The sequence below is a fragment of the Nitrospira sp. genome, assembly GCA_037045225.1.
GTDB lineage: Bacteria > Nitrospirota > Nitrospiria > Nitrospirales > Nitrospiraceae > Nitrospira_A.
Map to the genome: position 1 here is coordinate 3,566,815 of JBAOHZ010000009.1, position 25,724 is coordinate 3,592,538.

Annotated in this window: 11 protein-coding genes; 7 read left to right on the top strand and 4 right to left on the bottom strand. The window is 58.8% G+C overall.

Annotated features, from left to right (window positions below):
* Positions 1-102 precede the first annotated feature (102 nt).
* From V9G17_17755 to V9G17_17765, 3 genes are all read right to left on the bottom strand, one after another.
* Entirely contained in the window at positions 103-477 is a 375-nt protein-coding gene (locus tag V9G17_17755) for a CZB domain-containing protein (protein MEI2754441.1), read from the bottom strand.
* A gap of 461 nt (positions 478-938) precedes the next feature.
* Positions 939-8,996, bottom strand: coding sequence for a YDG domain-containing protein (locus V9G17_17760; protein MEI2754442.1), 8,058 nt, complete (start codon positions 8,994-8,996; stop codon positions 939-941).
* 251 nt (positions 8,997-9,247) lie between these two features.
* The gene (locus V9G17_17765; GenBank protein ID MEI2754443.1) at positions 9,248-10,867 is read right to left on the bottom strand and encodes a ShlB/FhaC/HecB family hemolysin secretion/activation protein; all 1,620 of its coding nucleotides are present in this window, start codon (positions 10,865-10,867) and stop codon (positions 9,248-9,250) included.
* A 1,089-nt stretch (positions 10,868-11,956) separates the two neighbouring features.
* Between V9G17_17765 and V9G17_17770 the strand changes: the two genes are divergently transcribed.
* The 5 genes from V9G17_17770 to V9G17_17790 all read left to right on the top strand — a co-directional run bounded on the left by V9G17_17770 (position 11,957) and on the right by V9G17_17790 (position 23,069).
* Complete coding sequence (locus V9G17_17770) at positions 11,957-12,115, top strand: hypothetical protein (GenBank protein MEI2754444.1); 159 nt, start codon at positions 11,957-11,959, stop codon at positions 12,113-12,115.
* 860 nt (positions 12,116-12,975) lie between these two features.
* Positions 12,976-16,665 (top strand): patatin-like phospholipase family protein, encoded by a 3,690-nt coding sequence (locus V9G17_17775; GenBank protein MEI2754445.1) that lies wholly within the window; start codon positions 12,976-12,978, stop codon positions 16,663-16,665.
* Between the two features lie 24 nt (positions 16,666-16,689).
* A complete protein-coding gene (locus V9G17_17780; GenBank protein ID MEI2754446.1) occupies positions 16,690-21,042 on the top strand; it encodes a hypothetical protein in 4,353 nt (1,450 codons plus the stop codon).
* A gap of 287 nt (positions 21,043-21,329) precedes the next feature.
* Positions 21,330-22,079 carry a hypothetical protein gene (locus V9G17_17785; protein MEI2754447.1) on the top strand — a complete coding sequence of 250 codons (750 nt, stop codon included), beginning with the start codon at positions 21,330-21,332 and terminating at the stop codon, positions 22,077-22,079.
* Positions 22,080-22,091: 12 nt separating this feature from the next.
* The gene (locus V9G17_17790) at positions 22,092-23,069 is read left to right on the top strand and encodes a hypothetical protein (GenBank protein ID MEI2754448.1); all 978 of its coding nucleotides are present in this window, start codon (positions 22,092-22,094) and stop codon (positions 23,067-23,069) included.
* 180 nt (positions 23,070-23,249) lie between these two features.
* Here the strand turns inward: V9G17_17790 and V9G17_17795 are convergent, their stop codons facing one another.
* Entirely contained in the window at positions 23,250-23,783 is a 534-nt protein-coding gene (locus tag V9G17_17795; GenBank protein ID MEI2754449.1) for a hypothetical protein, read from the bottom strand.
* A gap of 181 nt (positions 23,784-23,964) precedes the next feature.
* On the opposite strand from V9G17_17795, the gene V9G17_17800 reads away from it, so the two are divergent.
* Both V9G17_17800 and V9G17_17805 read left to right on the top strand, forming a co-directional pair.
* Positions 23,965-24,345, top strand: a complete 381-nt coding sequence (locus V9G17_17800) for a PilZ domain-containing protein (protein MEI2754450.1) — start codon at positions 23,965-23,967, stop codon at positions 24,343-24,345.
* 197 nt (positions 24,346-24,542) lie between these two features.
* Positions 24,543-25,631 (top strand): glycosyltransferase, encoded by a 1,089-nt coding sequence (locus V9G17_17805; protein ID MEI2754451.1) that lies wholly within the window; start codon positions 24,543-24,545, stop codon positions 25,629-25,631.
* The last annotated feature ends 93 nt before the right edge of the window (positions 25,632-25,724 follow it).

Sequence of the window (25,724 nt, forward strand, 5' to 3'; positions counted from 1 at the left end):
GTGTCTCGAACGAATGAGTAATGAATGCCGGATGGCGCCGGTACGGTTCGGGAGAAACTCCCTAGGTTCCAGGGAGTTTCTCCCGAGTGAGACCGCGCTCAATCAGGCTGCCTTTGCGGCTGTTTTCTTCCACTCCACCATCTTGGCCGTCAATTTGGACGACGCGATCGTGTAGTCGCCCTTCAAGCCGATCGACGCTTCGGCGCCGGGTTTATCCCCCGATTGCACTTTGGTGACGACTGTCGCCGCGATCTTGTGGAATGACTTGTGTAGTTCGAGGATCTCTTTGTAGTAGGGGTCTGTGGCAGTGGGGGTGCCGGTCAGACTGTATAGCCACTTGCCGAATTCGCAACGGTTGTCCACCCCGACCTCAGCCGGGACCAGCGCCAGCGTCCCATCGATGTTTTGCCGCAGCTTCACCTTCCACGCTCCATGCGCACCGATGGCCTTGTCGATTTGTTCGATGATGTTGGACATGCGACCTCCTGGGAAATGAGGAACAGGGTTTCCTGTTTCTGTATCGGAGTGAGGAGGGGATGTCTTGAGGGGTAAGGCGCGCGGCCTGGTCGTCCTCCTGCACACAGAACGCGCGGCCTATGTAGGCCTTTGTCCGACGCGCGCATGTGAGGCGTAACTAGGTCTTGCTGTGGGACCGCGGATTCCAGACCGGAAGGACGGATAGTCTCTCTAAGGCCAGCAACCGCGAGGATCGACGAGTGTGAGCGGGGCGTGATGGGCCAGCCAACTGCTCGTGCACTTCCGTTAGGAGCAGATCTGCGGATCCCTCGACTGCTGAGGCGAGCACTTACCGGTCGTCGGGATTGTTCGAATACAAGACCTGACCTGTATGACAGAATTTGATGTGCGAATCACCACAAGCTCTACATTGCCAAGAGCCAGCGTACGCGATATTCACATCCGTGCGGCCGCCATCAATTCTAACGCGTATCAATCCTCACCAGGACGCGCGACTGATCCAGGTTCGCGACCACTTCGTAAGGCAAGGAAGAGATGGTGGCTGGTTCCGCAATTCGGAATTGTCCTTTCGTCTCGTTGTATTCCAACCACACCGGTAACGGATTCCCGTTTGTCTGGGCAAATAGATTTGGCGTGGTAGTCAGTGCCGTAATGAGGTCTTCCGGTAGTTCGAACGAAATCATGTCTCCGCGTGCAATGATGGATTGTGGAATCGAGACAGTGACGATGCGGGTGCCATCGACTGAGTGCTCGCGAATCCAGTTCACGATGAGTCCATCGATTGGGAAGAGCGTGGCCAACCCTGCCGTGCCGGCTCCTCCGGTGGATGCACGTATGTCACTCACAAGGGGTAGGCTCTGTGGCGGCAGAGTGGAGGAAGAGCCAGGAACGGGCTTGTAGTTTTGGCTTAATTGCGTGATGCCCCCAAGGTACTGCTGGAATTGTGACGACGTGTTCCGAGCCACGATGGAAGCGCTTGTGGCGGTCTGGTGTGTAAAGGCATAGTTCCCCGCATCGGCTCCGCCGTAGACGGTGCCGGTTAAGGTCACGGGCTTGGCAACGCCGACCAATGCATCGGCAAATATTCCGATCGTCCCACTGGCCGTGACGGTATCGCCGGCGACCAGGCCGGTGAAGGTGGCGCCGCTGTGGGCGACCGTGGCACTCGTCGTGCCATCGTAGACTTTATTGGCCGCGGTCAGGCCGCTCACGGTCACGGCTTTCGGAGTGATCGAGGCGGTCGAGGACGCACTGCCGGTAGAGAGTTCATAATTTCCCGCATCGGCTCCGCTGAGACCGAACCCGCTGTAGATCACCGCCTTGTTTGTGCCGGCATTCTTATCGAGAAAACCAGTGACATTGCCGGTGGCAACGTTGACCGTGTCGCCGCTAACCACTCCCGTAAGGCTCGGAGTGACACTGTTGAGGAGGATCGTCGTCGTACCATCATAGACACGGGTTCCCTGCCCTTGCAGATCGATCGCGAGTGCCTTGGCCGTGATGGCTGCGGTGGTGCTGCTCTGGTCGGTGAACGTATAGTTGCCGGCATCGGCGCCGCCGTAGGTGGTGCCGGTCAAGGTGACGGTCTTGCCGGTGCCGACCTGCTTGGTGGCGAAGGTGCCGGTGGTGCCTGAGGCCGTGACGGTATCGCCGGCGACGAGGCCGCTGAAGCTGGCGCCGCTGTGCGCGACCGTGGCCGCCGTCGTCCCGTCGTAGACTTTATCGGCGGCGGTCAGGCCGCTGAGGGTGGCCGCCTTGGCCGTGATGGCTGCGGTGGTGCTGCTCTGGTCGGTGAACGTATAGTTGCCGGCATCGGCGCCGCCGTAGGTGGTGCCGGTCAAGGTGACGGTCTTGCCGGTGCCGACCTGCTTGGTGGCGAAGGTGCCGGTGGTGCCTGAGGCCGTGACGGTATCGCCGGCGACGAGGCCGCTGAAACTGGCGCCGCTGTGTGCGACCGTGGCCGCCGTCGTCCCGTCGTAGACTTTATCGGCGGCGGTCAGGCCGCTGAGGGCGGCCGCCTTGGCCGTGATGGCTGCGGTGGTGCTGCTCTGGTCGGTGAACGTGTAGTTGCCGGCATCGGCGCCGCCGTAGGTGGTGCCGGTCAAGGTGACGGTCTTGCCGGTGCCGACCTGCTTGGTGGCGAAGGTGCCGGTGGTGCCTGAGGCCGTGACGGTATCGCCGGCGACGAGGCCGCTGAAGCTGGCGCCGCTGTGCGCGACCGTGGCCGCCGTCGTCCCGTCGTAGACTTTATCGGCGGCGGTCAGGCCGCTGAGGGTGGCCGCCTTGGCCGTGATGGCTGCGGTGGTGCTGCTCTGGTCGGTGAACGTATAGTTGCCGGCATCGGCGCCGCCGTAGGTGGTGCCGGTCAAGGTGACGGTCTTGCCGGTGCCGACCTGCTTGGTGGCGAAGGTGCCGGTGGTGCCTGAGGCCGTGACGGTATCGCCGGCGACGAGGCCGCTGAAGCTGGCGCCGCTGTGCGCGACCGTGGCCGCCGTCGTCCCGTCGTAGACTTTATCGGCGGCGGTCAGGCCGCTGAGGGTGGCCGCCTTGGCCGTGATGGCTGCGGTGGTGCTGCTCTGGTCGGTGAACGTATAGTTGCCGGCATCGGCGCCGCCGTAGGTGGTGCCGGTCAAGGTGACGGTCTTGCCGGTGCCGACCTGCTTGGTGGCGAAGGTGCCGGTGGTGCCTGAGGCCGTGACGGTATCGCCGGCGACGAGGCCGCTGAAACTGGCGCCGCTGTGTGCGACCGTGGCCGCCGTCGTCCCGTCGTAGACTTTATCGGCGGCGGTCAGGCCGCTGAGGGCGGCCGCCTTGGCCGTGATGGCTGCGGTGGTGCTGCTCTGGTCGGTGAACGTGTAGTTGCCGGCATCGGCGCCGCCGTAGGTGGTGCCGGTCAAGGTGACGGTCTTGCCGGTGCCGACCTGCTTGGTGGCGAAGGTGCCGGTGGTGCCTGAGGCCGTGACGGTATCGCCGGCGACGAGGCCGCTGAAGCTGGCGCCGCTGTGCGCGACCGTGGCCGCCGTCGTCCCGTCGTAGACTTTATCGGCGGCGGTCAGGCCGCTGAGGGTGGCCGCCTTGGCCGTGATGGCTGCGGTGGTGCTGCTCTGGTCGGTGAACGTATAGTTGCCGGCATCGGCGCCGCCGTAGGTGGTGCCGGTCAAGGTGACGGTCTTGCCGGTGCCGACCTGCTTGGTGGCGAAGGTGCCGGTGGTGCCTGAGGCCGTGACGGTATCGCCGGCCACGAGGCCGCTGAAACTGGCGCCGCTGTGGGCGACCGTGGCCGTCGTCGTCCCGTCGTAGACTTTATCGGCGGCGGTCAGGCCGCTGAGGGTGGCCGCCTTGGCCGTGATGGCCGCGGTGGTGCTGCTCTGGTCGGTGAACGTGTAGTTGCCGGCATCGGCGCCACCGTAGGTGGTGCCGGTCAAGGTGACGGTCTTGCCGGTGCCGACCTGCTTGGTGGCGAAGGTGCCGGTGGTGCCTGAGGCCGTGACGGTATCGCCGGCCACGAGGCCGCTGAAACTGGCGCCGCTGTGCGCGACCGTGGCCGCCGTCGTCCCGTCGTAGACTTTATCGGCGGCGGTCAGGCCGCTGAGGGTGGCCGACTTGGTATTGACGGTCATTGTGCCGGTTGTGAGCGTACCGACTGCATACCCAAGTTGGCTGCTCGTCATACCCGATGCGGTCAGCGTATGGTTGCCCGCGGTATAGCGACCACTGGTCGAGGTGGTCCCACCGACTGACACACTCGGACTCGCAAACGCCTGTGCTAATTGGTCGCCGTTGACCATGCCGCTGGTGGTATAGGTCCACGTCGGCAGCGCGTCTCCGTAGGTCATCGTCTTATTCTCTACCGCGACACTGACGGTGGGATTTTCTCGGTAGATGCCATGCAGCCCACTGCCGAGCGCTAACGTGTAGTTCGTGGTGGATTCGTCGCTGTTATATCGGAAGCGGCCGCTGCCGCTCCCGACTAGGCCGGTGAGTCCGGTGCTGCCGCTGATGCTCCCGGAATACAACGTGGCACGACCTCCCGAGCCAATCGTCATCGTCGGCGCCCCACTAATCAGCAGGTTCCCGCCGGTCGCGGTCCCAGCAGCCGTGGCTTTCCCGGCATTGAGGATCAGTGCGGAGGTTCCTGTGTTGGTGGTGGCGATATTCTGGGCGACCGTCAAGTCACCACTCAAGGTTTCGATGCGGACAGGCCCCGTTGCGTTGATGCCGGTGGTCGCACCGACCGTGCCGATGGTCAACGCATTGTTATCGGCATAGGTCAACGTCGTGACGCCACTGGCCGCTAAGGTTGAGATGGCATTGGCGCTGTGTTCAAGCGTGACGTTGCCGCCCAACAGAGCCAGGTTCGTTGCGCTCAGCGAGCCGCTGACCCCCTGGGTCACAGTACCACCGCTGCCGGCACTCAGCGTGATCGTACTGGCGGGCGTGGAAACCGCACTGCTGATAGCGAGATTGCCGTTGCTGGCCGTCAGCGTGACCGGCCCACCGACGCTGATGGATCGATCGATCGTGAGGTCGCCGGACGCGGTGGCGCTGACGCTGCCGGTGCCCCCGATGCCGCCGGCGTTTGAGGCCATCGTACTGAGTGCCACGTTGCCCGAGCGGTTGAACACCAATGCCGCATTGCTCGTCACCACGCCGCTGCCCAATGTCCCCGTGCTGCCCCCATTGCCCACTGCCAGCGTACCAGCGGACACCGTGGTCGTGCCGGCATAGCTGTTGGCACCGGTGAGCGTGAGTGTGCCACTGCCTTGTTTCACAAGATTCAACGTCCCCACGCCGTTTTCAATCTGACCACTGAAGGTGCTGCTGGCATTGTTCCCTCCCACCGTCAGCGTGGCTTCACTGCGGTTGAACAGCAACTGGTGATTCTTGGCGATCTCGGCCGCTGAGAGGGCACGGTTGTAAACCATCAGGGTGCCGATGTCTCCGCGGAATGTATCGTCCCCTGTCCAGTTGCTCTTGCCGATGAAGTTGTCGTTGCGTGTCACGGCGGTGGGTAGCGCGGTTTGGGCGGTGGTGGTGTTGAGTGTCCCGTCCTTGAAGATCTTGAAATTGGTGCCGTCAGCCGTGCCGGCATAGCTGGACTTGCCGTTGGTAATGGCGCTGTTGGTGCCGACTGCGTGAGGGTTGGCCGAGTTCGTGTCGGTGTAAATCTCGAAGTTCAGCCGGCTGGCAGTGCCGGCGCGTGACAGGATGATGTTGTGGTTGGGGGCATTGCCACCTGCGCCGGCATTGCCCAAATCGACCACACGTTCCCAGTTCTCGGCGGTGGCGCCGAAGTTGGCCACGCTGAATATCGTTATGCCAGTGACCGTACTACCGAGAAAATTGGCCGGAAGTGTTGAGAGGCGCACGTACTGACTGTTATTGGCAAACGTGAAGAGACTATTGGCGCTGGAATAGGTAGGACTCCCGTAGATCGTGCTGTGGTACCCATTGCCGCTCAGGTCATACCACGTGTTGCCAGTTCCGTTGTACGAGGAGGTGTTGCCCGCGTCCAGCCACAACACCAGGCCGTCGCGCACCACAGCGCCGTTGACGATGAGGCCGTTGCCGGCGATGGAGCCCACCGTCTCGTTGAAGCCGTTCAGGCTGAAGGTGGCGCCGGCGTCCACAGTGAGAGCGGTGCTGTCGGGCAGGCGGTCGGCCGCGGCCAGCGACAGGATGCCGCCGCTCACCGTGGTCGCACCAGTATAGGTGCTGGCGCCGCCGAGACTGAGATCGCCGATACCCAGTTTGGTCAAGCCGGCTCCGCTCCCGCTGATCACCCCGTTGTAGGTTGTATTGCCGCTTTGCGTGACGGTGAGTGTGCGTCCATTGGCCAAGGTGATGCCGCTGCTGCCGGTGAGGCCGGTGCTGGCGGTGATGCTCACATCCCCTGTGGTCGCGTTGGTGGTGGAGAGGTTGGCGTTGAGGTTGACGTTGCCGCCGTACAGGTTGACCGGCCCGTCGATGCTGGTTACCCTCCCCAGCGTGATGTCCGCCGTGTTCACCCTGTTGCCGATGGTCAGGCCTGTCAGGCTGCTGCTCAGCGCCAGGTTGCTGAAGTCGCCGGCGGCGGTGAACGCGCTCGTCGCGTTCAGTGGCGTAATGCTCGCCGCACCGGTGCCCAGTATCTGGCTGGTGCCGGTGCTGCCAAAGGAGATATTGGAGGCCACCAGGTCGAGGTTACCGGTTTGCCTGGCATGGCCCAACGTTGCCGTCCCGCCGACGGATAGGTTGGTCGCAATGCCTTCGGAGTTTGCGCCGAGCCCTTTGGTACCGGTCAGCGCTACGGTGCTGCTGCCGGTGGTGTACACCGAGCCCCCGCTGCCCTCGATGGCCACACCATCGTTGTTGCTGGAACCACCCGAACCACCTCCCGTGCCTGTGATGCTGATCTGGCCTGAAGTGGCGTGAACCGACGCGGTACCACTGAGCCTGACGCCATGGTTGTTGGCGCCGACGGAACTGCCGCCGGTACCGGTGATGGTGATGGGGTTGCTCGTGGTGCTGATCGTCGAGTTATCCAGCAACACGCCATAATGGTTACCGCCGCTGGCGCTGCTGCCACCGCCCGTGCCGTTGAGCGTCACGGTTCCGGACGCGGTGATACTGGAGGCTGACTCCAGGCTGACCCCCCAATGATTGGCAAAGGTGCTGTTCCCGGCGCTGCCGCTGCCGATCAAGGTCACCCCGGCGCCGGTAATCTGCGTGTTGAAGAGGCGCGTACCGGTCAGGTAACTGTCTGCGGTGGAGATGTTGGTGCCACTCAGATACACGTTGCCTGCCCCGGCGTTCAGCCTGATGCTGGACCCGCCGCCGCCGCTCAAGTTGATCCCTCCATAACGATAGATATCGGCCGAGCCGAACGCGGTGGCCGCACCGCTGCCCACGGTGATTGGGGAGCCGCCGGCATACGGCGTCCAGCTCATGGTGCCGCTGCCACCGCCCATCCAGAGGCCGCCGCCGTTGGTTTGGATGCTGGTGCCGGGATTCAACAGCAACCAGCCGCCGACAGAACTGTCTTGATCGGCCCACAGCAGTGTGTTCAACCGGCCGGAGGTGGACGTGATCGACTGGTTTTGGTTGATGAAGGCGATGTTGCCGTCGGCCTTTATCGTGAGCGTGGCGTCGCCACCGCTGGTCTTGTTGATGTTGGTGGCCATCGTCAGGTGACCGTTGTCGACAAAGTACTCGACGCTGGTGCCGCTGTTGAGTGAACTGACGATGCTGCTGGCATCGGATAAGGTGGTGTTACCAACCGGGTCCAGCAACCACCGGCCTCCCTGGCCGCGCGGTGCGCCGGCCGTCACCTGTGCCTGGTCAACATCAAGGTGGTAGCCGGATGTTTCGACACGGCCTCCATCTCCTCCTTCGGGGCCGCCATTGGCGAGAATACTGCCCGCCACGCGTGTGCTGCCGGCTGGGTTCCGTACATCGCTCCAGAGGACGGCTGTGCCTCCGTCGCCGCGTTGTGTGGCGCTGACATCAATGTGCGAGTCGGATGCCATCGTCACGGTGGTCGCCTGTCGCATCTCGCCGGAGCCTTGCCACCCGCCGCCGACTAACACTTCTCCGCCGCCGGTCGCCCCTGAGGCCGCAATGGTCGAATGTGCCCCCAGGGTAATGGCATCTCCTTCCAACATGATGCGCCCGCCCTTGCTGACCAAGCTGGAGGCTTCGAGCGTTCCATCATGACGGACGACGCTCCCTTGGAGCTGACTGGCTCCCTGTGCCGAGAGCACAATCAATCCGCCTGGAGCCAGCACTGCCTGTTTGTTTTCGACCAGCGTTCGAATCTGGGCGGGCTCGACACGAAGACCCTCCAGGCGTCGTGCCGGATCGAAACGCAATTCGTAGGCTTCGCCTGCCGCCAGTGCGACGGTACCGAGTTCGGCCATGATGACGCCGTGATTACGAACCTCGGGAGCCAGCAGGGCGATGTAACCACCCAAGGCCGCTTTCAGTTGGCCTTCGTTGAGGATGCCGCCGGTGGACCCGTTGCGGCTGAAACGATCGCGCCCGGCCATGAATTCATCAAGACTGAGTTGGTGTGTGGTGGCGACGAGTCCGCCGACGTTGACGGACGCACTCGGCGCAAAATAAAACCCGCTCGGATTGGAAAGGTACACTTGTCCATTGGCGGTCAGTCCACCGAAAATCTGGCTCGGATTGTTGCCTTGGATGCGGTTGAAGAGGACACTATCGGTCGACGGTTGCCGGATATTGACGTGGGCCTGGCTGCCGATATCAAAGGTGTGCCAATCGATGGCGGCCCGGGAGGTACTCTGATTGATGGTCATGGTGGCCTGCTGCCGGCTGATGGTCGCGGCGCCACCTACCACCTGTTCTCCTGTCGGCAATTGGGTCGGCGCCGGTGGCTCGGCGAGTCCAGTACCATGTCCGGCGACCAGTGCGACCATCAGCAGGCCCGTGAGATGTCCCGCGTAACCGAACCATCCATTCCGTCGATCTGCGTGGTCTGGGCTAGCGACTTTCATCGGAGTCGTGGGCGAGATCATAAACCGTCTCCCAATAATAACGACCGACACAACTCTGCTTGGAGGTGTCGGACTCGGCCGTAAGAATTCTTCGAGCGCCTGCGCCGTGTGACTGGCTGAGAGCAGAATGAATCCGTGATGGGCATCGGGATGCTGTGCCGTTCGTACTGAACTTGTCGACGCGTCGCCATGTTTTAAAAGGCCTTCTCGATATGGTCGGTCTTCGAGAACGAACGTACGTGTTGCAGGATCAGGGGGTGCGGCGGTCTAGCCTAAAAGGCATAACTCGCGGACAACCAGACACGGTCTCGCATGAACGAGCCATCCTGATCTTTGCCGGTCGCGGTCGGGTTCGGATTGTCGCCCAGCCGATGCGCCCAGGTTGCATTCAACGCAATTCCCCAGGGACTATGCCAACTGACGGAGAAGCCGCCACCTTTCAAGGTATAACTTGGACCGATGGTCGCCGAGTTCTCGACGTAGCCCGTGTCAAAAAAACCGGTGAGATCGAATCCCCAGGGCAGCTGCCCCCGCACCTCGGCCGTCGCCAGCCAGCCGGTCGACCCACTCGCCTCGTTGACGGGAAAGGCCCGCACGTTTTGTGGCCCACCGAGATAGAATCGTTCTGCCGAGTCCATCGTGCTGAACGATTTTTGACCAAGGAACGACCCGAACAGGGAGAGCCAGGGAATGAGTTGTTGCTGCCGGCTGACGTACCATCGCAATTTCGTGAAGGCACCGGCCACTGCGGGATTTTCTCCAACCTGGCGGTTCCCCTGATCCACCTGACCGGTAACCAGACTGAGGCTGCCGGACGTCACCCCTGGCGTTCCTAGGACTTCTTCGAACCAGTTGCCGCTCATCCCGACCGTGCCTTCATGAATCTGGTAGTTCGACTGCTGCACGTTCGCCGCATGGTTGGAGAACCGTCGATAGTCGTAGTTCATCAACCATTGCAAATTGTAGTTGCGGGCTCGAATCACGGGATAGAGGGCTTCGAGCCCCAGACTCTGGGCATTGCCCGTTGCATTCAACGATGCGAATTCCGGTGCGACGAGGTTGTAGCCCAACCAGGACGCACTGGCGCCGACTTGCCATCCGTCATACCCCACCGGACGCGTGTAGCCGACACGTCCGTACTGGCTCCCCTCAGAAAACAGGCCGGTGAGGGCCAGTCGATCCCCCCGATGAAACGGACTCTCAATTCTCACGTTTGCCAGACCCTGAATCGGGCCGGTGGCGCGTAGACCGGCATTGTTGACGGAGAACTCGCCGTGAACGGGCCGTTGATTGGCTGCTGTGACGTGCACATTCGTCTCTGCCTGTTGTGCGCCGGCTTCGAGGGCTCCTGAGACACGGACGCCGGCCAGATCGCCGGCCAGGAGTAATCCTCGATCAAGCGCCGTGGTGTTCAGATAGTGACCAGGTGTCAGGCTGCGCTGTACTGGCCCCAGCACATGTTCGGGCCGGACCCTGGTGGGTGGGGGATCGTCGAGCGCCACCTCTCCGACCCTGGCCTCTACGATCGCGATGAGAATGTGCCCGTCGCTCACATCCTGCTGGGGAAGATAGGCTCGTACGATCCACTCGGCCTTCCGGTAACGGTCGGCCACCGCGGCAGCCGCTTCCCGCAGCAGCGTCAGATCGGCTCGGCGACCGGCATAGAGCGCAACCACCGACTGGAGCTGCTCATCGGTCAGCAGCGTATTGCCTTCAAACCGATAATCGTTCACCCACACCGTCTCGGCCTGAGGCGACGGTTCATGTATGGGGGGAACAGGAGCAGGACTGGGAGCTTGGGCTGGGAGACGTTCCCGTCGTTCTTGTTCGATGTGCTGTTGTGGCTGTTGTTGTAGAACGCCCGCATCCGGAATGGTTTGCGGTCGACCCAACGAAGGCGCACCCATCAGGATCCCAGTGGCCAACAGGATTGCTACCGGCCATGGCTTGCTATGTCGAGTTAAACGCCGCAAGCTCTTCAAGACCTCTCTTCGTGCCATGGATTTCGCGCGAGCATTGTTGAGATGCGTAAGGCGTATACGTAGGGGCACGTCTAGTATCGGCCTCAACCGACAGAATCTTAAGGCAACGGTCTGAATCGGGATGCGTCCGCCATCAAGTTGCCTGCGACCTCGTCTTCACCCATGTCTGTTAGGTTGCCATCAGGAAATCGCAGCTGATGAACAACCAGTGGGCATTTTTTGCCGAGTCACGGGAACGGACTGTGGCCACCCAACGATTTGATTAATTGCGAGTCGTGATGCGGGGATGGGCCGTGCAGTACTTAGAACACTTGAAAAACACGCAGTACTTAGAGCGCGTGACAATAAGGGGGCGAGATAATTCTGCCGGGCTAGAGGGATGTGCCTGGTATGATTTTCCTAGTGTGAGGATATGGAGCACTCGCCGGTACTCACTCCTTCTCGAACGGGGTCAGTATTTCATCGCCGTACAATCTTGATGTGAGCGCCTTCTTCTTCATCTTACCGGTCTATGCTAAGGAGTTTCTCCAAGGTGGGCCCGTGCAATTGGGCTGAGTGTAGTTCGCATTGGGTGTCGGTACGCTCGCAGCCTCGATCAGGCTGTCGTTGAAAAAAACAGACCGACGGGCAAGGCCGCTTAGGAATCGTCGTCGTCGGCATGACCATCGGCGGTTTGCCGTCTGTGGGATCGAGGGAGTGAAGTACGTCCCGGTAGGGGGGAGTGTATGGTTTGGGAAGAAGATGGGTGTCGTTAAAATTGGCAAGGCAGATATGTGACCTGCAATTGCCGACTTGTCTCTCCCTGCCTTCCGTCGCGCTGGCACTCCAGCGGATCGCCGTGCGGGTGCGTCGGGGCGGGCATGATGTCCCACGAGCCGATGTCGTGCGTCGATTTCGTCGGAGCCTGAGGAATTTTCAGATGCTATATCAGGATCTTGCAGATAAGTGGGACCTCTACGACAATTCCGAACCGATGCCGAGACTGCAGGAGGAGGAACCGTGAAAGTCACTCGAAGGAAAGCGAAACCGAGCGTTGGTGCTGAACAGGTCGGTGCCGCGCTGCGCCGGGCGGCCAAGGTTGCCCGGAAGACCGCTCGCATGTACGGCATACCCATCTATGTGTGGGAGAACGGCAAGGTGGTGGCAAAGAAACCGTGACGCCTGTATCGGGCGAGATGCCAAGACCAACCCACTATCCGATTTCGACTTTCATCTGAAATTGCATCTCTGCCCGCATTATTCATGACGGTTCGTCGCGAAAGCGCCGAGTCGGTGAGGCGGCCGGACCGAGGGGCGAGCCCGCCGGCCGAAAGCCCGTCGTAGCAGTGAATCGGCGATTGCAGCAGAAGTGCTCATGAAAAATGCGGGCTAGCTGTGAAGCTGCCGGGCAGCTAGCTGGTCCTGTGCAGGAGATGGGCTAGGCAGAAAGGCAATGGGTCCAATCTTTTCATGAGCAGTATGCGATTTGCAGCAGAAGGTTAGCCTTCCCTTCTACTCTCACCTCGAATATTTTCGATAACTTTTATCGCTCGCTCGTATCTATTCCGATACTGCCTGCAATTCTTTTGAATACAGTTCATCAACGATCTCTCCTCCCCAAAAAATACGGCCATTCGTATCACCTGAAGAATATAGGGAAGAATCTTTCGGAGCCTTTCTGGCACATGCTTTGCGGCCTGCACTGAAGGTGTCGTTCAAAACATCATGCAGTGGGTACATCCAACGTGACAGAACGTGGACGATACATGGACTCTTAACGAGTGGACGGACTGAAATCCAAGAGAGATGTGGCTAGCAGGCTAAGATGATCGACCACTTATCTTGAGACAAATCCTTATGTCGCTTCGCGGATTATGGATGGAAATCGACATTTCTGCTCAGATGTTGGACGCGTGTTCATACGTAATGTGTTTTTGGAATGGTGGTATTTCAATAGCTGGTAGGGCCATTCAGATCTATTGCGGCTACGTAGTTATAGGCGTTACAAGGTTGTGCCTGTTGGCTCAAGTTGGAGGAGGATGATGGATAATGCTCGACTCAAGGAAGGAACCAATCTCCCTAAAATTGGGCTACCTGATCAGCCTATCTATGGATTCGCCTTCGGGGGAGGCGCCTTCGATACCACGATGTATCTAGGCGTGGTGCATGCGCTGCTGGTGAGCGAACGCCGAGCCCCGGACATTGTGCTAGGGGTATCGGCAGGGGCTCTGGCGGCAACAGCATTGGCAGAAGTCCTTCGGGCAGGGTCGAACCTCTCCTCGCCGCAGAAAATTGTCGAGGCACGGGTCGCTAGGTTTCGTGAATTCTTGAATGCCTATCGCGATGCGCCCGGCGAGCTTCGTCGTGCATTCATGCCGGATCTGTTCGAACTCACTGGTCGTGCGCCTCTCGCAACCATGAATTCTCCGCTCCATTGCAACGTGGAGAGAAACGATCGCCAGCGGTACTTGCAGTCGCTCTCAGGGTTGACCAATCTGATCAACGATCTTCTCTCTCTGCATGTGGACGTTCACTATCTCGTACAGGCTCTTTATCGATGGCTCAACCTTGCAGGCGCTGGAAACCAATCCTCAGCGATCAAACGGTGGTGGTGTACGACTATCAATTTTGCTGGTGTCCTGTTCGGTGCCTTCTTCAATCTCTGGCGACTTACGCCATTTATGGCCACATGCCTGCGACCGAAGGGCGTACTCAAAGGACAATCAGCGAGCAGGTTGATTAGCGTCTGGCGTAACCGTGCTAGCGGAACGGGACGCAAAGTCACCTTGGTGGCTAGCTTCGCACTCCTGTATGTCCTCTACGCGTTCCTCCTCCTCTTTCTGCTGGGCGCGACTGTGATTTCTCTCTGTGGCGCGATCTGGGACGAGATTCGCACTGCATGGGGCAAGGTGCGGCCCACTCCGCCGTTGAGGCCATCTTCCACTATAGGAAGGCTGAAGACCTTCATCCGAAAGAGTTTCACAAGAAGACTCCTGTCTCGGTACGATCTTCTAGATCAATTGTCGCACCAATATCCACTCAAACAACTCCTGATCCGACTGCTGGACCCGGTTCAGTACTATGGCCAATGCAAACTGTCGAGCGTGATTGAGCAGTCGATTCGACAGAAAGACTCGGCAGCCACTCGCGAGAAGGAGAACCCTAAAAAGTTTGTCGATTATCTCAAGGGGGAACCAGCTATCCATGTGGCACCGGTGGCTGCCAACATCTCCAGCCTCAACGTGGATGTCCTTCCGATGGAAGCTCAAGTCATCGACGGCTTGCTGGCGGCCAATGCGATTCCAGTTCTGTTCCAGCCGATCACACACGACGAACTCTTCGGGCGAGACAAAGGCGGGGACGGGTACATCGATGCTGCGCCGGTGACCGATGCGCCGGTGTCGGTGCTTATCAAATATTTGAAAGCGCATGCCCATCCGGATGTGCCCGCGATATTTCTCTACCCGGTTCGAGTGGTTCCGTCGGGAGATGCACCGGTACCTTTGGCGAAATCGATAGATTCTGTGGTGGATTTCGCTGAACGGGCGCTGGAGTTGCAGCGCGCTCAACATACCAGGTTGGAGCATCGACTCATCAAGCTGTATAACCAGCTTCTTCCAAAGGCCGTCTCAAAGATAGGGGATGATGTCTTCATCGCCGCCAATCTTCATTCCATTGACGCAAGCCGGGCTCTGAATCTCAACGAACGCATCTTTAGCGCGGAATCACCGTCGGCGCAGGGAGAGATGGTCCTGGAAGCCGTGGCCATGGGATGCCGTAGGACTATGGAAACCATCCTTGAGCAAGAGATCGTACGCCACGCGGACAATGCGGCGATCGCCAACTGTCGTGATGTTGTCTGGGGGCTGCTCGAGCGAGAAGGGCATCCCAGCTCGATGATGGCCGGTGTGGGGCTCTCTCCAGGTCCCGGACTGCCTGAAGTCTGCAGACATTGCCGACTGTCTGAACCAAATCAGGCGGTTTCTCAGCACGCGAATCCGAAACAACAGGCCTTACGGTTGGTCGATTCCGCGCAACCGTCTCCGCTCTGGCCGCATCGTAACGGTGACAAGAAAAACCGTGATTCTCCCTCGAAGCCATCCGTTACGCTCGCCAGAACCGACTCGTCATTGACCGTTCCCGACGAACCTTGGGTCACGCTCGTCTTGAGTGGCGGTGTCTTCAGGGGCGTCTTCCAGATCGGCGTGCTCGCCGCCGTGCATCAAGCCTCCATCAAACCTCGGCTGTTCGCGGGCGCTTCTGTGGGCTCTATTATGGCCGCCATGGCGGCCCGGCTCTTCACAATCGAAGACGGTACCCTCGCGCTCCAACGCTTGGCCGCAACCTTTCTCTCGCTGGACCGCCTGGTCGTGACGGATCGGTTCGCCGATTTTGTTCGGCGTTTCATGGTGCGGGCGAACGACGTGCGCATTTCGCCGAAGAACCTCGACCAGTTCCTTCGGCGATTCGACCTGCAAGTGGCGGGAGACTATAACGAGAATGCGAGAACAGTGTTGGCGGGTATCGCACGCCTTTTATTCATCAGCCCCTTCGAGTCGCTGGATCTTGTTCGTGCCGTCCATGACGAGCGGTACCAAGAAGCGGCGGAATTGTTCCGACGGTACACTGCCTATTTCTTCGAGCGCTATGGCGCAGGCTTAGAACTTCTGGGGGCGGAACCACTTAGGTTGCTGATCGCGGAGCACATCCTCACCGACCTGGAAGCGCCGTACGGGGACAATCCCTCCTCCACGCCATTCGATTATTTTCGCACACATCACGACAAATTTCTGTTGGCGACATCGACCAACGTCACGAAAGGCGAACTTCATGTGTTCGGTCGGGAAGCGCAGGAAGGCAAGCCGTGCAACGCCCTGCTCGTGGAAGCCTTGCTGGCGAGCAGTGCGTTCCCGGCTGTATTTCGTCCTCGAAGGTATTCCGAGGTTTATCCGTGCGATGCCGATCCATCGGCGGAGGTCGCGACCAGGTTTGTCGACGGCGGCCTCCTGGACAATCTACCGCTCGATCATGTGGTGACTTTTCTGCACAAACGCGCACAGCAGGGGCTGCTCGCGAGAAGGCCAAAGGGGGGCACAGTGCGCCATCTCCTCTTGACGGCCTCACTCGAACCGAAAGCGCAGTCGGGGAATGCCGAGGTATGTCAACGCGATTGGCACGAGGTGGCTCGGCGCGTGAAAGAATTGCACTACAATCGCAAGATCGACATGTTCGAAGGGGCGCAAGCGCATTTCCGGAAGATTGTGTCTACTTTCGGAATGCCTCAACGATCGTCTTGGCAGCCTCTGGATCTGAACGTCTTGACAGTGGTCCCGAAATGGCTGTGCGGCACATTCGCCTTTCACGGCATGCTCGGGTTCCGCTATTACAAGCAGGCTGCCAGTATTGCCCATGGATGCGCCATGACCTTTGCGACCTTGAGTGGCGGGGGGTATGGCGACGCAGTCAAATCACATGAAGGGGCCTTTGTCGAAGGCCGCATCAACGCAGATTTCCTTCATAGACTTAATAGGGATGCCATTAAAGGCAAGCCTGGTGCCTGCTGGTTCCGCCGTGAAAGCACTTGTCCGTTCAGTGTCGAAGCCATCGCTGCGGCCAATAGGGGCGCAGCAGATCCTGATAACCCACCCTTTCTCCAGGAAACGGCCCGTGTGTTGCCCATGATTCACGAATATTGCCGAAGGCCGGAGACGCATGAGCGGTTGAGCTAGGCGTCCGTTGCGTGGAGGCGACCTATGACGGAACCGGGTTCTTCAGGACGGCGAAAAAATGATGGTGGGCGAGCGGGGAAGATTGCCATTCGACTGAAAAGATCTTCCAGCTGGACCGCGTTGACCACTCTTCTATTGTCCGTGGGGTTCCTGATCGCGGGAGGCGTACTCTATTACACCTATGTGAAGGGCCAAGAGGCCTCGCTGACCAAACGACATTTTCGCAACCTCGAAACCATCGGGCGGAATCTTTCGGAGGCGACGAAGGCTTATGAGAATGTGATAGGGGGAGGTAGCGAAGCTGGCCTCAGCTTTCCACAACTGCCCTCATCGTTGCCTCAGGATCAGCGCTGCTTTTCGGAACCATTTGTGAAGGTCAGGGGATCCTTGCCGGCGAAGGAGGCAGCCACTGACTGGTTACGGAGGCTCGCCCCAACCTTCGCCTATCTCTGTGCCAGTTCCAAATTGCACGACGTGGGGCTCTCGCTCGATATCCAACCTCCTGTAGCAGTTGACTTGCGTCATTTCCAAAAGGAGAAGGTCAACCAGACTCTCAAATTAGCCCTGGATGAAGGGTATGAGTTCAAGGCACTAGGCAGGGATATTCTGAAACTGACCCCTCCTCCAGACGATTTTGAGCGAGACTCAAAAGCCTATCGCGTCACGCCGGAACTTAATGGGAGGCGTGGCCTCAAGCTAGAGAAGGGGTTGGGCAAGCCTCCTAAATGGGGGAATAAGAAATTCACGTGTTCCGATTGCAGACTGACACTCCATGCGCGCTTCGATCTACAGCCGGTGTTGGACGAGTTGGTTCCGCCTGACACCTTTGCGGACCTGTTCGTCGCGGACGAGCAGGGCAATGTCATCGTACATCGGGCGGACAAGGAGCGGTCGAACGATACACGTTTCGAGCAACTTGCAGGACTGCTGCGCGGAGATCCTGCTCCAATTGTGCAGGGTACTTCCGCGCCAGTTGACCAGCAGAAACGCCCTCTGTGGGAGCAACTGCCGTTGCGCAAGACGGTTCGGCTTGGGGATAGCGACTATTATCTGTATGCGCAGGCAGTTCCCATCGATTCCAGATCCCCCAACGGAATTCTGCCGCACGGAGATGCCGGTCGGCTGAAACTGATCGTGGCCGGTCTGGTGCCGGTCAGCGAGGTGTTGTGGTCGGCCCTGGTCATTCCGCATGGCGTGTCGCTGACGCTCATTTTCATGTCTTTTGCCCTGACGTTTACGCTGCCGTTGATCAAGCTGGCGACCATGGGGCCGCGGGACCGGCTCGGCCTCACCGACGCCCTCGGGTGCATGTTGTTCTCCATGATGGGGACCGCGCTGCTCACCTTCACCATCGGCTCATGGACGTTACATGACCAGGTGAAGTCCGCGGCGGACGTAAAGCTTAAAGTCGCCGCCGAGGCTGTGAGAGTTAACTTTAAAAAAGAACTTAAGAGTCTTGTGGAAAAACTGAAGGATCTCCGTAAGAAGCCAATGAGCTCTTTGGGGGGTAATTGTCATAAATCCAAGCAGTATGGCGTCTGTTTTGGTATGCCCATCGGGGTGTCTCTAAGTGATCCGTTAATCTTGACGACCATCTGGATTGATCCCCTTGGCGAGATCAGACATCTGGAGACCATTCGGCGCACTTCCCTTCTGACGACGAATATACGGGAACGTGGCTATGTGAAGGATGTGTGGGCCGGAAGGTTGCTACATCTCGAATCAGACCATGAGATGGGTTTCTCGATTCAGCCGATTTATGCCTGGGATGATGGTGAATTCGGCACCATGTTGGCCACGAAAGTGATGCCGGACGAGGTGCCGAAAGCGAGGATTCGATTAGGCGAATCCGTCGAAACTAAAGAGTATTCAGCCGGCGAGTATGTTCTGGCGATTCGGACTCGCATGCAATCATTGGTGAATACGGTGGTCCCTGTCGGGTATGGCTATGCCGTCATCGATACAGATGGCACGGTGCTCTACGCATCCGACATGAGCAGGAATCTGCGTGAAAATCTGTTCAGCGAAACCGACAACGACCCTCGATTCACCAGCCTGGTCCGTGCTCAAACGACCGGCACCTTCCGGGTGAACTATCGCGGCCGTGCTCATGTCGTGAACGTGAGCAGACTCCTCGAGCCCTTATCTTGGACCCTGGTCGTCTACCGAGACACGCGCTGGTTGGATTGGGTCACCGACCAGGCGTTGTTTTTCGGCGTGGCGCTCTTCACGATCTACAGCTTTGTCATTTTGCTGGGCGGACTGTTCGTCATTGTGATCTTCCAATCGGTCAACAGCGGGGAGGGGGGCTGGCTGTGGCCGGCACAGCAACGGTTTGGCATCTATGAAAAACTGATGGTCGTCAACATTCTGTTCCTACTGGTTATCATATTGGTCGTTTATTTGTGTAGTGAGGACCACCCTGTGCGCGTGTTGTTAGGAGCTGTGGTTATATCCTGTATTGCTATGGGCATCATGGTGTGGTGCCTCAGGACTAACCCCGCCAACAAACAAGTGGGCTTGAGCGAGATTCGTGGCGAGCGGGGAGCATTGTCGCCGCATACGAGGTGGGCCTACTCTGGTCTTGCCACCACCGCTATCTTACTCATGTCGGCGATGCCCTCCGGGGTATTTTTGACTGTGGGGTTTCAACGGGCCCTTTCCGTGTATGAGTCCTATGCTGCGAACGAGTTTCATATGCAAATTGGGAAGCGTAAGGAAGAGAGCTTTCGTTGGCATCAACACATTCTTGGAAAAGATCGATTCAACGACTCGCCTCTTGCTGGCATTGAATACTGGCAATTTTTGTTTAACTGTGATTGGACCTCCACGGCTCAGAAATCAGGAACAGTAAACCTGACAGCTCAACCGCCGGAATGGTTCATGGAGCGGACTCGTTCGCTTCTACATTTGTGGATGTGGGCGCCGGGTAGACAACTCGGAGGCTGGATTGGTCATTCGGTGGACAATATGGGAGGGACGTCGCGCTTTCTCCTGTTTGCTGCGACGGGCAGCCTGCCTTGGGTTTTCACGGGTACTGCCCTCGTTGGTATCGCCGCCATATTGCTGTATATGCGCCTGTGCGAAGAGATGCGGGGAAAAAAGAAATGGGTGATCAGTCTGGCTATTGGCGTAGGCATAGTCGGATTTGCCGTATTGCTGTGGCGTTCCGAGGACCCTGGAACATCGCCCACTTGGCAGCTTGCCGGGTTTGCCTTTCACCTCGGGATCGGCTGCGCGTTGTTAACAGCCACCACCTACGGATGTCAGCGGCTTGTGAGCCACTATTTATTCTTGATGGATTTTGCCGAGCCGTTGATAAAAAGTGGTTACCGCCAACTGGTTGCTAGCAAACGAGTTCTCCTAGTGCTCCCTCCGACGCATGGTGCTCAGTGGGTAGAAGATAAATTGATACAAGACAAGTGGACTGTAGTGAACATAGCAGCGCTTCTAAGAGATTATGAACGTGAAGGCATATTGAACGATTCCCGTATTGGGAAGGATATACCAACCCCCCTGGCCATTTTGTGGTTTGACCATCGCTTGTCTGAGCGTCGTCAAGCGATCAACATGCTGAAACTCATGGAACATCTAGCCTTGGAGAATGACCGCAAGATATTGGTGATTTCACACCGCCACCCCTTCGATCCAGAAATTGTGTCCTTCGAATCAAGCGATATTCCGGTGCAAGATCGTTCCTTTGTCTTGAGTCGCGACCGCTGGGCGGCGGCCTTCAAGGATTTTACGGTCATTCCCTACTCAGGGTTCGAAGATTTTGATGATCATCTCCCGATGGTCGAAACGATTTTGAGAGAGCCGGCGGTGCTCGAACCAAATAACTCACAATCCTCACTCTGGATTAATTGGGTTCATAAGACGACGACTGAGGGGAAGGGACAATCGCCGGATCAGCAGGTTGAGAGCAAGGCCCGTTACGCCTTAGGAGTGTTGCGTTGTCGGTACGAATATTGGTGGGCCGACTGCACGCCGAGCGAAAAGCTGGCCCTCTGGCATGTGGTGAACGATCGATTCTTGCACGCCGGCAATTCCAAATTGTATCCCTTGCTCTGGAAAGGCCTGCTCAAGCTGTCTCCTGACATCAAGCTTCGCAGCAAGAGTTTCCACCTCTTCGTGAAGCAGGTTGGAGACCGTGATGAATTGGCCTTCCTGCGGGATGACCTCAAGCCCAGCACCTGGGCAAAGCTGTCGAGGCCCCTGCTACTGGGACTCCTTTCCGCGGTCATTTTCCTTGCCGTGACTCAGGAGAACGTTCGTGATGTGATCATTGCGCTCGTGCCCGTCCTTCCGGCGTTCCTTATCGAAATTCCGCGGTTGATCGGTGGAAACATTCGAGCCGCTATTTCTAGGGAAGTGTGAGATCGAAACCACCACACCTTCCCGGTCGGCATGGACGCGCGGGTTGTGCTGGCCTTGCGGCCCCGCTGGCCGGACCGTGGTCCACAGCCGTTGGTCAAGCCGAGGTCCGATCATCCGTGAAATCGGGTCGGACCACTCGCGACCGCTCGGCCTTTCGAGGCCATTTGATGAAGCGAACATTTCTAAAGTGGCTGGACAGCCCCCTCCCCCCATATTGACTCCCCCCTAAATCCCCGCTAGCCTCTGTCCCCGCCAGACAATCACCCGGTTCACCAGGAGGTTAGGCCATGTCGCTCTTTCGATCTGCCGTAATGTTGGTCTCGTTGGTCCTTGTGCCCCTGACGGTCGCGGCTGCCCCGCCACCGGAGCCGACGGTGGAATATTCGGCGGACAGCACGATGGAAACCGAAGGTGGGATGATGATGAAGTCTCGCGTCTATCACGCTCCCATGAAGCAGCGAATGGAAATGGGCGGGGCGGGCGGCAGTGTGACCATCATCCGCAAGGACAAGAAGGTCGTCTGGCAGGTGATGGGCGACATGTATATGGAGATGCCTATGGATCAGTCGAACGCGTCCGACATGGGCGGCTTCGACATTCAGGAGCAGACCGAAGTCGGGGAAGAAACCGTCAACGGGATGAAGACCACGAAAACGAAGATCATCGCGACGAAACCCGACGGGTCGAAATTCGGCGGTTTTTTCTGGACCACGAAAGACGGGGTCACGGTGAAAATGGATCTCCTTGCGAAGGACGGAGACAGGAAGATGCGGATGGCCAGTGAGTTGACCAACCTGAAAATCGGGAAGCAGGATCCGGCGCTGTTTGAAGTGCCTGCCGGCGCGACGAAAAACGATATGGGTGCGATGATGGGGCAGGGCGGCATGCCGAATATGGAAGAGATGATGAAACAGGCCGGGCAGGAACGGGCGAAGGAGAAACGGTCGTCTAAGAGCAGCAGCGGGAGCAAGAGCCAGGAGAGCGAGACGCCTGCGGCTGAAGTGAACAAGATGCTCAAAGGTCTCTTCGGCCGATAGGGGAGGTGCGGGATGCGTGCGATCAACATTCTTGGTTGTGTCCTACTGCTGCTTGCTGTGACGGTGTCTCCGGTTCGCGCCGATGATATCTGCTTAGGGGATGAAGAGGAGAAGAGTGCTAAGGCGGCGGTCGCCGTGCTGACGAAGGCCGAACAGGCCGGCCGGCCGGCCGAGCTGTTTGTCGCCTATCGATTCATCCTTGGCAACGAGTGTCTCGATCGCTACGACAAAACCGCCCTGGCCCGGGCCAAAGTAGGCGTGCCGAAATTAGGGCGTGATTTGGCGAAGGCCGCCGAAGCGAAAGGGCTCTGGTACTCCGCCGATCCGGTTCGGGGCGATGGCCAGACCTCAGCGTTTCGCTATTATGACGCGATCGGCGATTATGCCGATGCGAATCGTGTGATGATGAAAGCACTGCAGGCGAAACCGGACGATCTCCCGCTCTTTACGGCGGCCTGGGGGGTGGATCAGGGGCGTTCTGGCGCGCCGGACCCGAAAACCGGTGAGCGGCAACCCTACGTCTCACCCTCGGCCTATCGTCAGGACTTGCAGAAGATGGCGTCGGCCACGGCCGATCGGCTGATGAAAGCGGAAGAGCAGGATGCGAAGGGGCTTTCAGGCGGCGCGGTTGCAGTGGCCACGGCGACGGCCCAGTCTCTTGAGAAACTCAGAACCGCGGCTGGGTGGATGAAGTTCTTACCGGCCGGCGACAAGATGGCGCGGGAACGGGCCGAGCAGCGTGGCGATACGATCACGGCACGTCCCGATTCGACGTTCACTCAGACGAATGCCGTCATGTATTACGAGTTCGCCGGTTCTCCAAAGTCAAAAGACAAACTGGCGCAGGTCAAAAAGAAGATGGAAGAGTCCAGTCGTGCGTTGGAAAAGTCCGGTGAGAGAGTGAAGGGGGCTTTCGCGGAGCAGAGCCAGGCGGAACAAAAGAAGTTCGATAAGAAGAAGGCCGACCTCGAAAAAGAGCTCGGGTTCTAGCGGCGGACTCCGGTCTGTTTTCCGTTCCGTCTTATTTGCGCACGATCTATCGAGATTCCTGCCCGACCACATGGTCGGCTAACTGGTATGTCTGTATCGGGCAGCCGTTCTCTTCTCCAATGCTGCTCCTTGCGCTGCGGCAAGGGGCCTTTTGAACCTGCCGACACGCTACATCCGGCCCTACCCCTTGCTAGGGCCAGGCGAGAGTGACTGCAGATGTCCAGGATTCTTTTCTTCTTCAAACGTGCCCGTTCCGCAGCCCCATCCTCCGTACATCATCCCGAAGAATCCACAATAGGCACCGGCCTTGAACGCCCAATCTCTCCGTGTGGCGTTCTCGATCTGACCGTCATGGATGAGGAACGACACATATTGTGAGCCGACGGGAATCATGGCGGGGAGGGGAATAATCACGACGTACAATACGAGCCCTGACCATCGCAGGCCATCGGTCTTGTACATCCATTCTTCTGTGCCTGGTTCACTCGATTCGATACGGTCTGGCTCGCCCCACTGTGCGCGTAGTTCCGCAGCCGTCTTGGGTGTTCCGTCGGGTTGGCCTGTGCGCAGGTCGATGGCACCTCTGTGTTGATCGATCTTGGGACGGGCACTGGATTCACTCCGGCTACCCAGCGTCCACGCCCCGAACCCGACGCAACCCTGCAACATCATGGCTACGGCCAACCAGATCACAATCTGTCGAGACTTGCGCATAGCGCCCTTTCTCTCTGGAGCAAACGCCCTGACTTCGATTCGAGTGTTCGGCCCGAAGCCTACTCAGATCCGGATGGCAAAACAAGGTGGGGCACGGGCGTGACTTGTTGTCTCACCCTCCCAAGGTGGGATATCGATCGCAGGGCCGGTCTCGGTACCATCCGCCCACAGGGAGGATGTGATGGCACCTCGTCGGTATGTTCGAACGTACTACCGGTTTCCACTCGAGTACCCCGTCATTTTCGCTGGGGCGCCGTTCGTCGGCGAAGGGGTCCTGACCAACCTGTCGCTGAAGGGCTGTTCGGTGACCTGCGATCGTGAGGTCCTTTGCGGCAGTGATGTGCGCGTGAGTGTTCTGCTCGACCATCAACCACCGTCGCTGCCCATCGACCTTGGCACGATTAAGTGGGTAAACGGTCGTCAGTTCGGTGTGGAGTTTATTCGCCTGCCTCTTGAGTCCCAACAACGTCTTCATCGCACGCTTCGCATTGAGCTGATCGAATGGTTGCAGAAACGACAGGCCGGCGGTGATGGGTCGGGAGCATCCGAGCAAGACGCCTAGCGCCGACGGTCTCTCGTCGTGCGCAACGCATCGTTGGTGAAAGAACATTCCTAGGAATGCTGGTCGGCACGACACTGTCGCCAGTGAGCCCTCCGCGACAACCTTCCTGTTTCCCTTCCGATTTCAAGATTTCATCAAGTTATCAGCCCGATACACCGATGTATGGAATGGAACCTACAGGGTAGGCCGGTATTGGTATGAACATTCTTCATCTTGGGAATCCGTTCTTTCTGCAGGATTTCAGGCAGCTCGGCCACGATGTGAAATGGGCCGCCTACGATCCCACGGCGGACTTCGTCCTGAGTCCGTACGTGGAAAGCATGCATAGTCTTTCCGTGCAGTTTCCGGCACGATGGTCTCCCGACTTGGTTGTGGTGGGGGACGATAGCGGGCCACCGAAGTTGTTGGGGCTGGAAGCGCTCGATGTGCCGCTGGTGTGGTATGCGATCGATTCCCATCTTCATGCCAGTTGGCATCAGCAGTATGCGGCGGTGTTCGATGTTATCTGTGTGGCGCAACGAGATTGGGTGTCTCGGTATCGAGTGGATCCGGACCGGCAGATTGTGTCGTGGCAGCCTCTGTTTTGCCATGTGCCCGATGATGGTGATTCGGGCTGCCTACGGGACACGCCGCTCTCGTTTGTCGGTACACTCAACCGGCAGTGGAATCCTGAGCGTGTCGCATTGATCGAGGGACTGCAACGACGGTATCCCATTGCAGTGGGGGCGGGTGCGTATCGTGAGCCGTTCAATCGTTCCTTGATGGTACTGAATCAATCGGCAGCCAATGACGTCAATTTCCGCACCTTCCAAGCCATGGCTTGCGGGGCGCTGCTGGTCGGCGAGCGGATTGGAAATGGATTCAACGAGTTGTTCCAGGATCGGATCCATTGCGCCCTCTATGACAGAGGCAACGTGGAGCAGGTGATCGACCTCGTCGAGTATTACTGCGGCCACCCGGCCGAACGAGATGCGGTCGCACGGCAGGGGTATGAGGCGGTGATGGCCTGCCACACGAGTTTGCATCGGGCGCAGGCGATTTTGCAGGTGGTCGCCACGGCACCGCTGTCAGGCCAGATTCGTGTCCGCCGGTCTCGGCAACTCCAGATTCAGTCGGCCTTGGCCCTCGTGTACGAAAGCGCCGCGCGCACACACCTCCAGGCGGTCGAACGCACGCCGGATGGAACCAGGAAGCAGTACCTTCTCACGGTTGCTGAGCAGTATCGGTTTCTCGCCACGACCATTCGCACACAATTCGGTTTTCAGGCAGCGGCTCACACCTGCTGAACCCTCCCGCCAAGAGCGATTCATCCGGTTGAACGATTCATGGTTGTGCCTGGCGAGGCCCCCGTTCCCCCCTTGCTTGGGGCGGGCTAGGCC

Excerpts from the sequence above, each read along its gene's own strand:
- V9G17_17780 (MEI2754446.1), top strand. The coding sequence starts at position 16,690 with ATGACGGAACCGGGTTCTTCAGGACGGCGAAAAAATGATGGTGGGCGA.
- V9G17_17795 (MEI2754449.1), bottom strand. The coding sequence starts at position 23,783 with ATGCGCAAGTCTCGACAGATTGTGATCTGGTTGGCCGTAGCCATGATG.
- V9G17_17760 (MEI2754442.1), bottom strand. The coding sequence starts at position 8,996 with ATGATCTCGCCCACGACTCCGATGAAAGTCGCTAGCCCAGACCACGCA.
- V9G17_17775 (MEI2754445.1), top strand. The coding sequence starts at position 12,976 with ATGATGGATAATGCTCGACTCAAGGAAGGAACCAATCTCCCTAAAATT.
- V9G17_17800 (MEI2754450.1), top strand. The coding sequence starts at position 23,965 with ATGGCACCTCGTCGGTATGTTCGAACGTACTACCGGTTTCCACTCGAG.
- V9G17_17785 (MEI2754447.1), top strand. The coding sequence starts at position 21,330 with ATGTCGCTCTTTCGATCTGCCGTAATGTTGGTCTCGTTGGTCCTTGTG.
- V9G17_17755 (MEI2754441.1), bottom strand. The coding sequence starts at position 477 with ATGTCCAACATCATCGAACAAATCGACAAGGCCATCGGTGCGCATGGA.
- V9G17_17790 (MEI2754448.1), top strand. The coding sequence starts at position 22,092 with ATGCGTGCGATCAACATTCTTGGTTGTGTCCTACTGCTGCTTGCTGTG.
- V9G17_17805 (MEI2754451.1), top strand. The coding sequence starts at position 24,543 with ATGAACATTCTTCATCTTGGGAATCCGTTCTTTCTGCAGGATTTCAGG.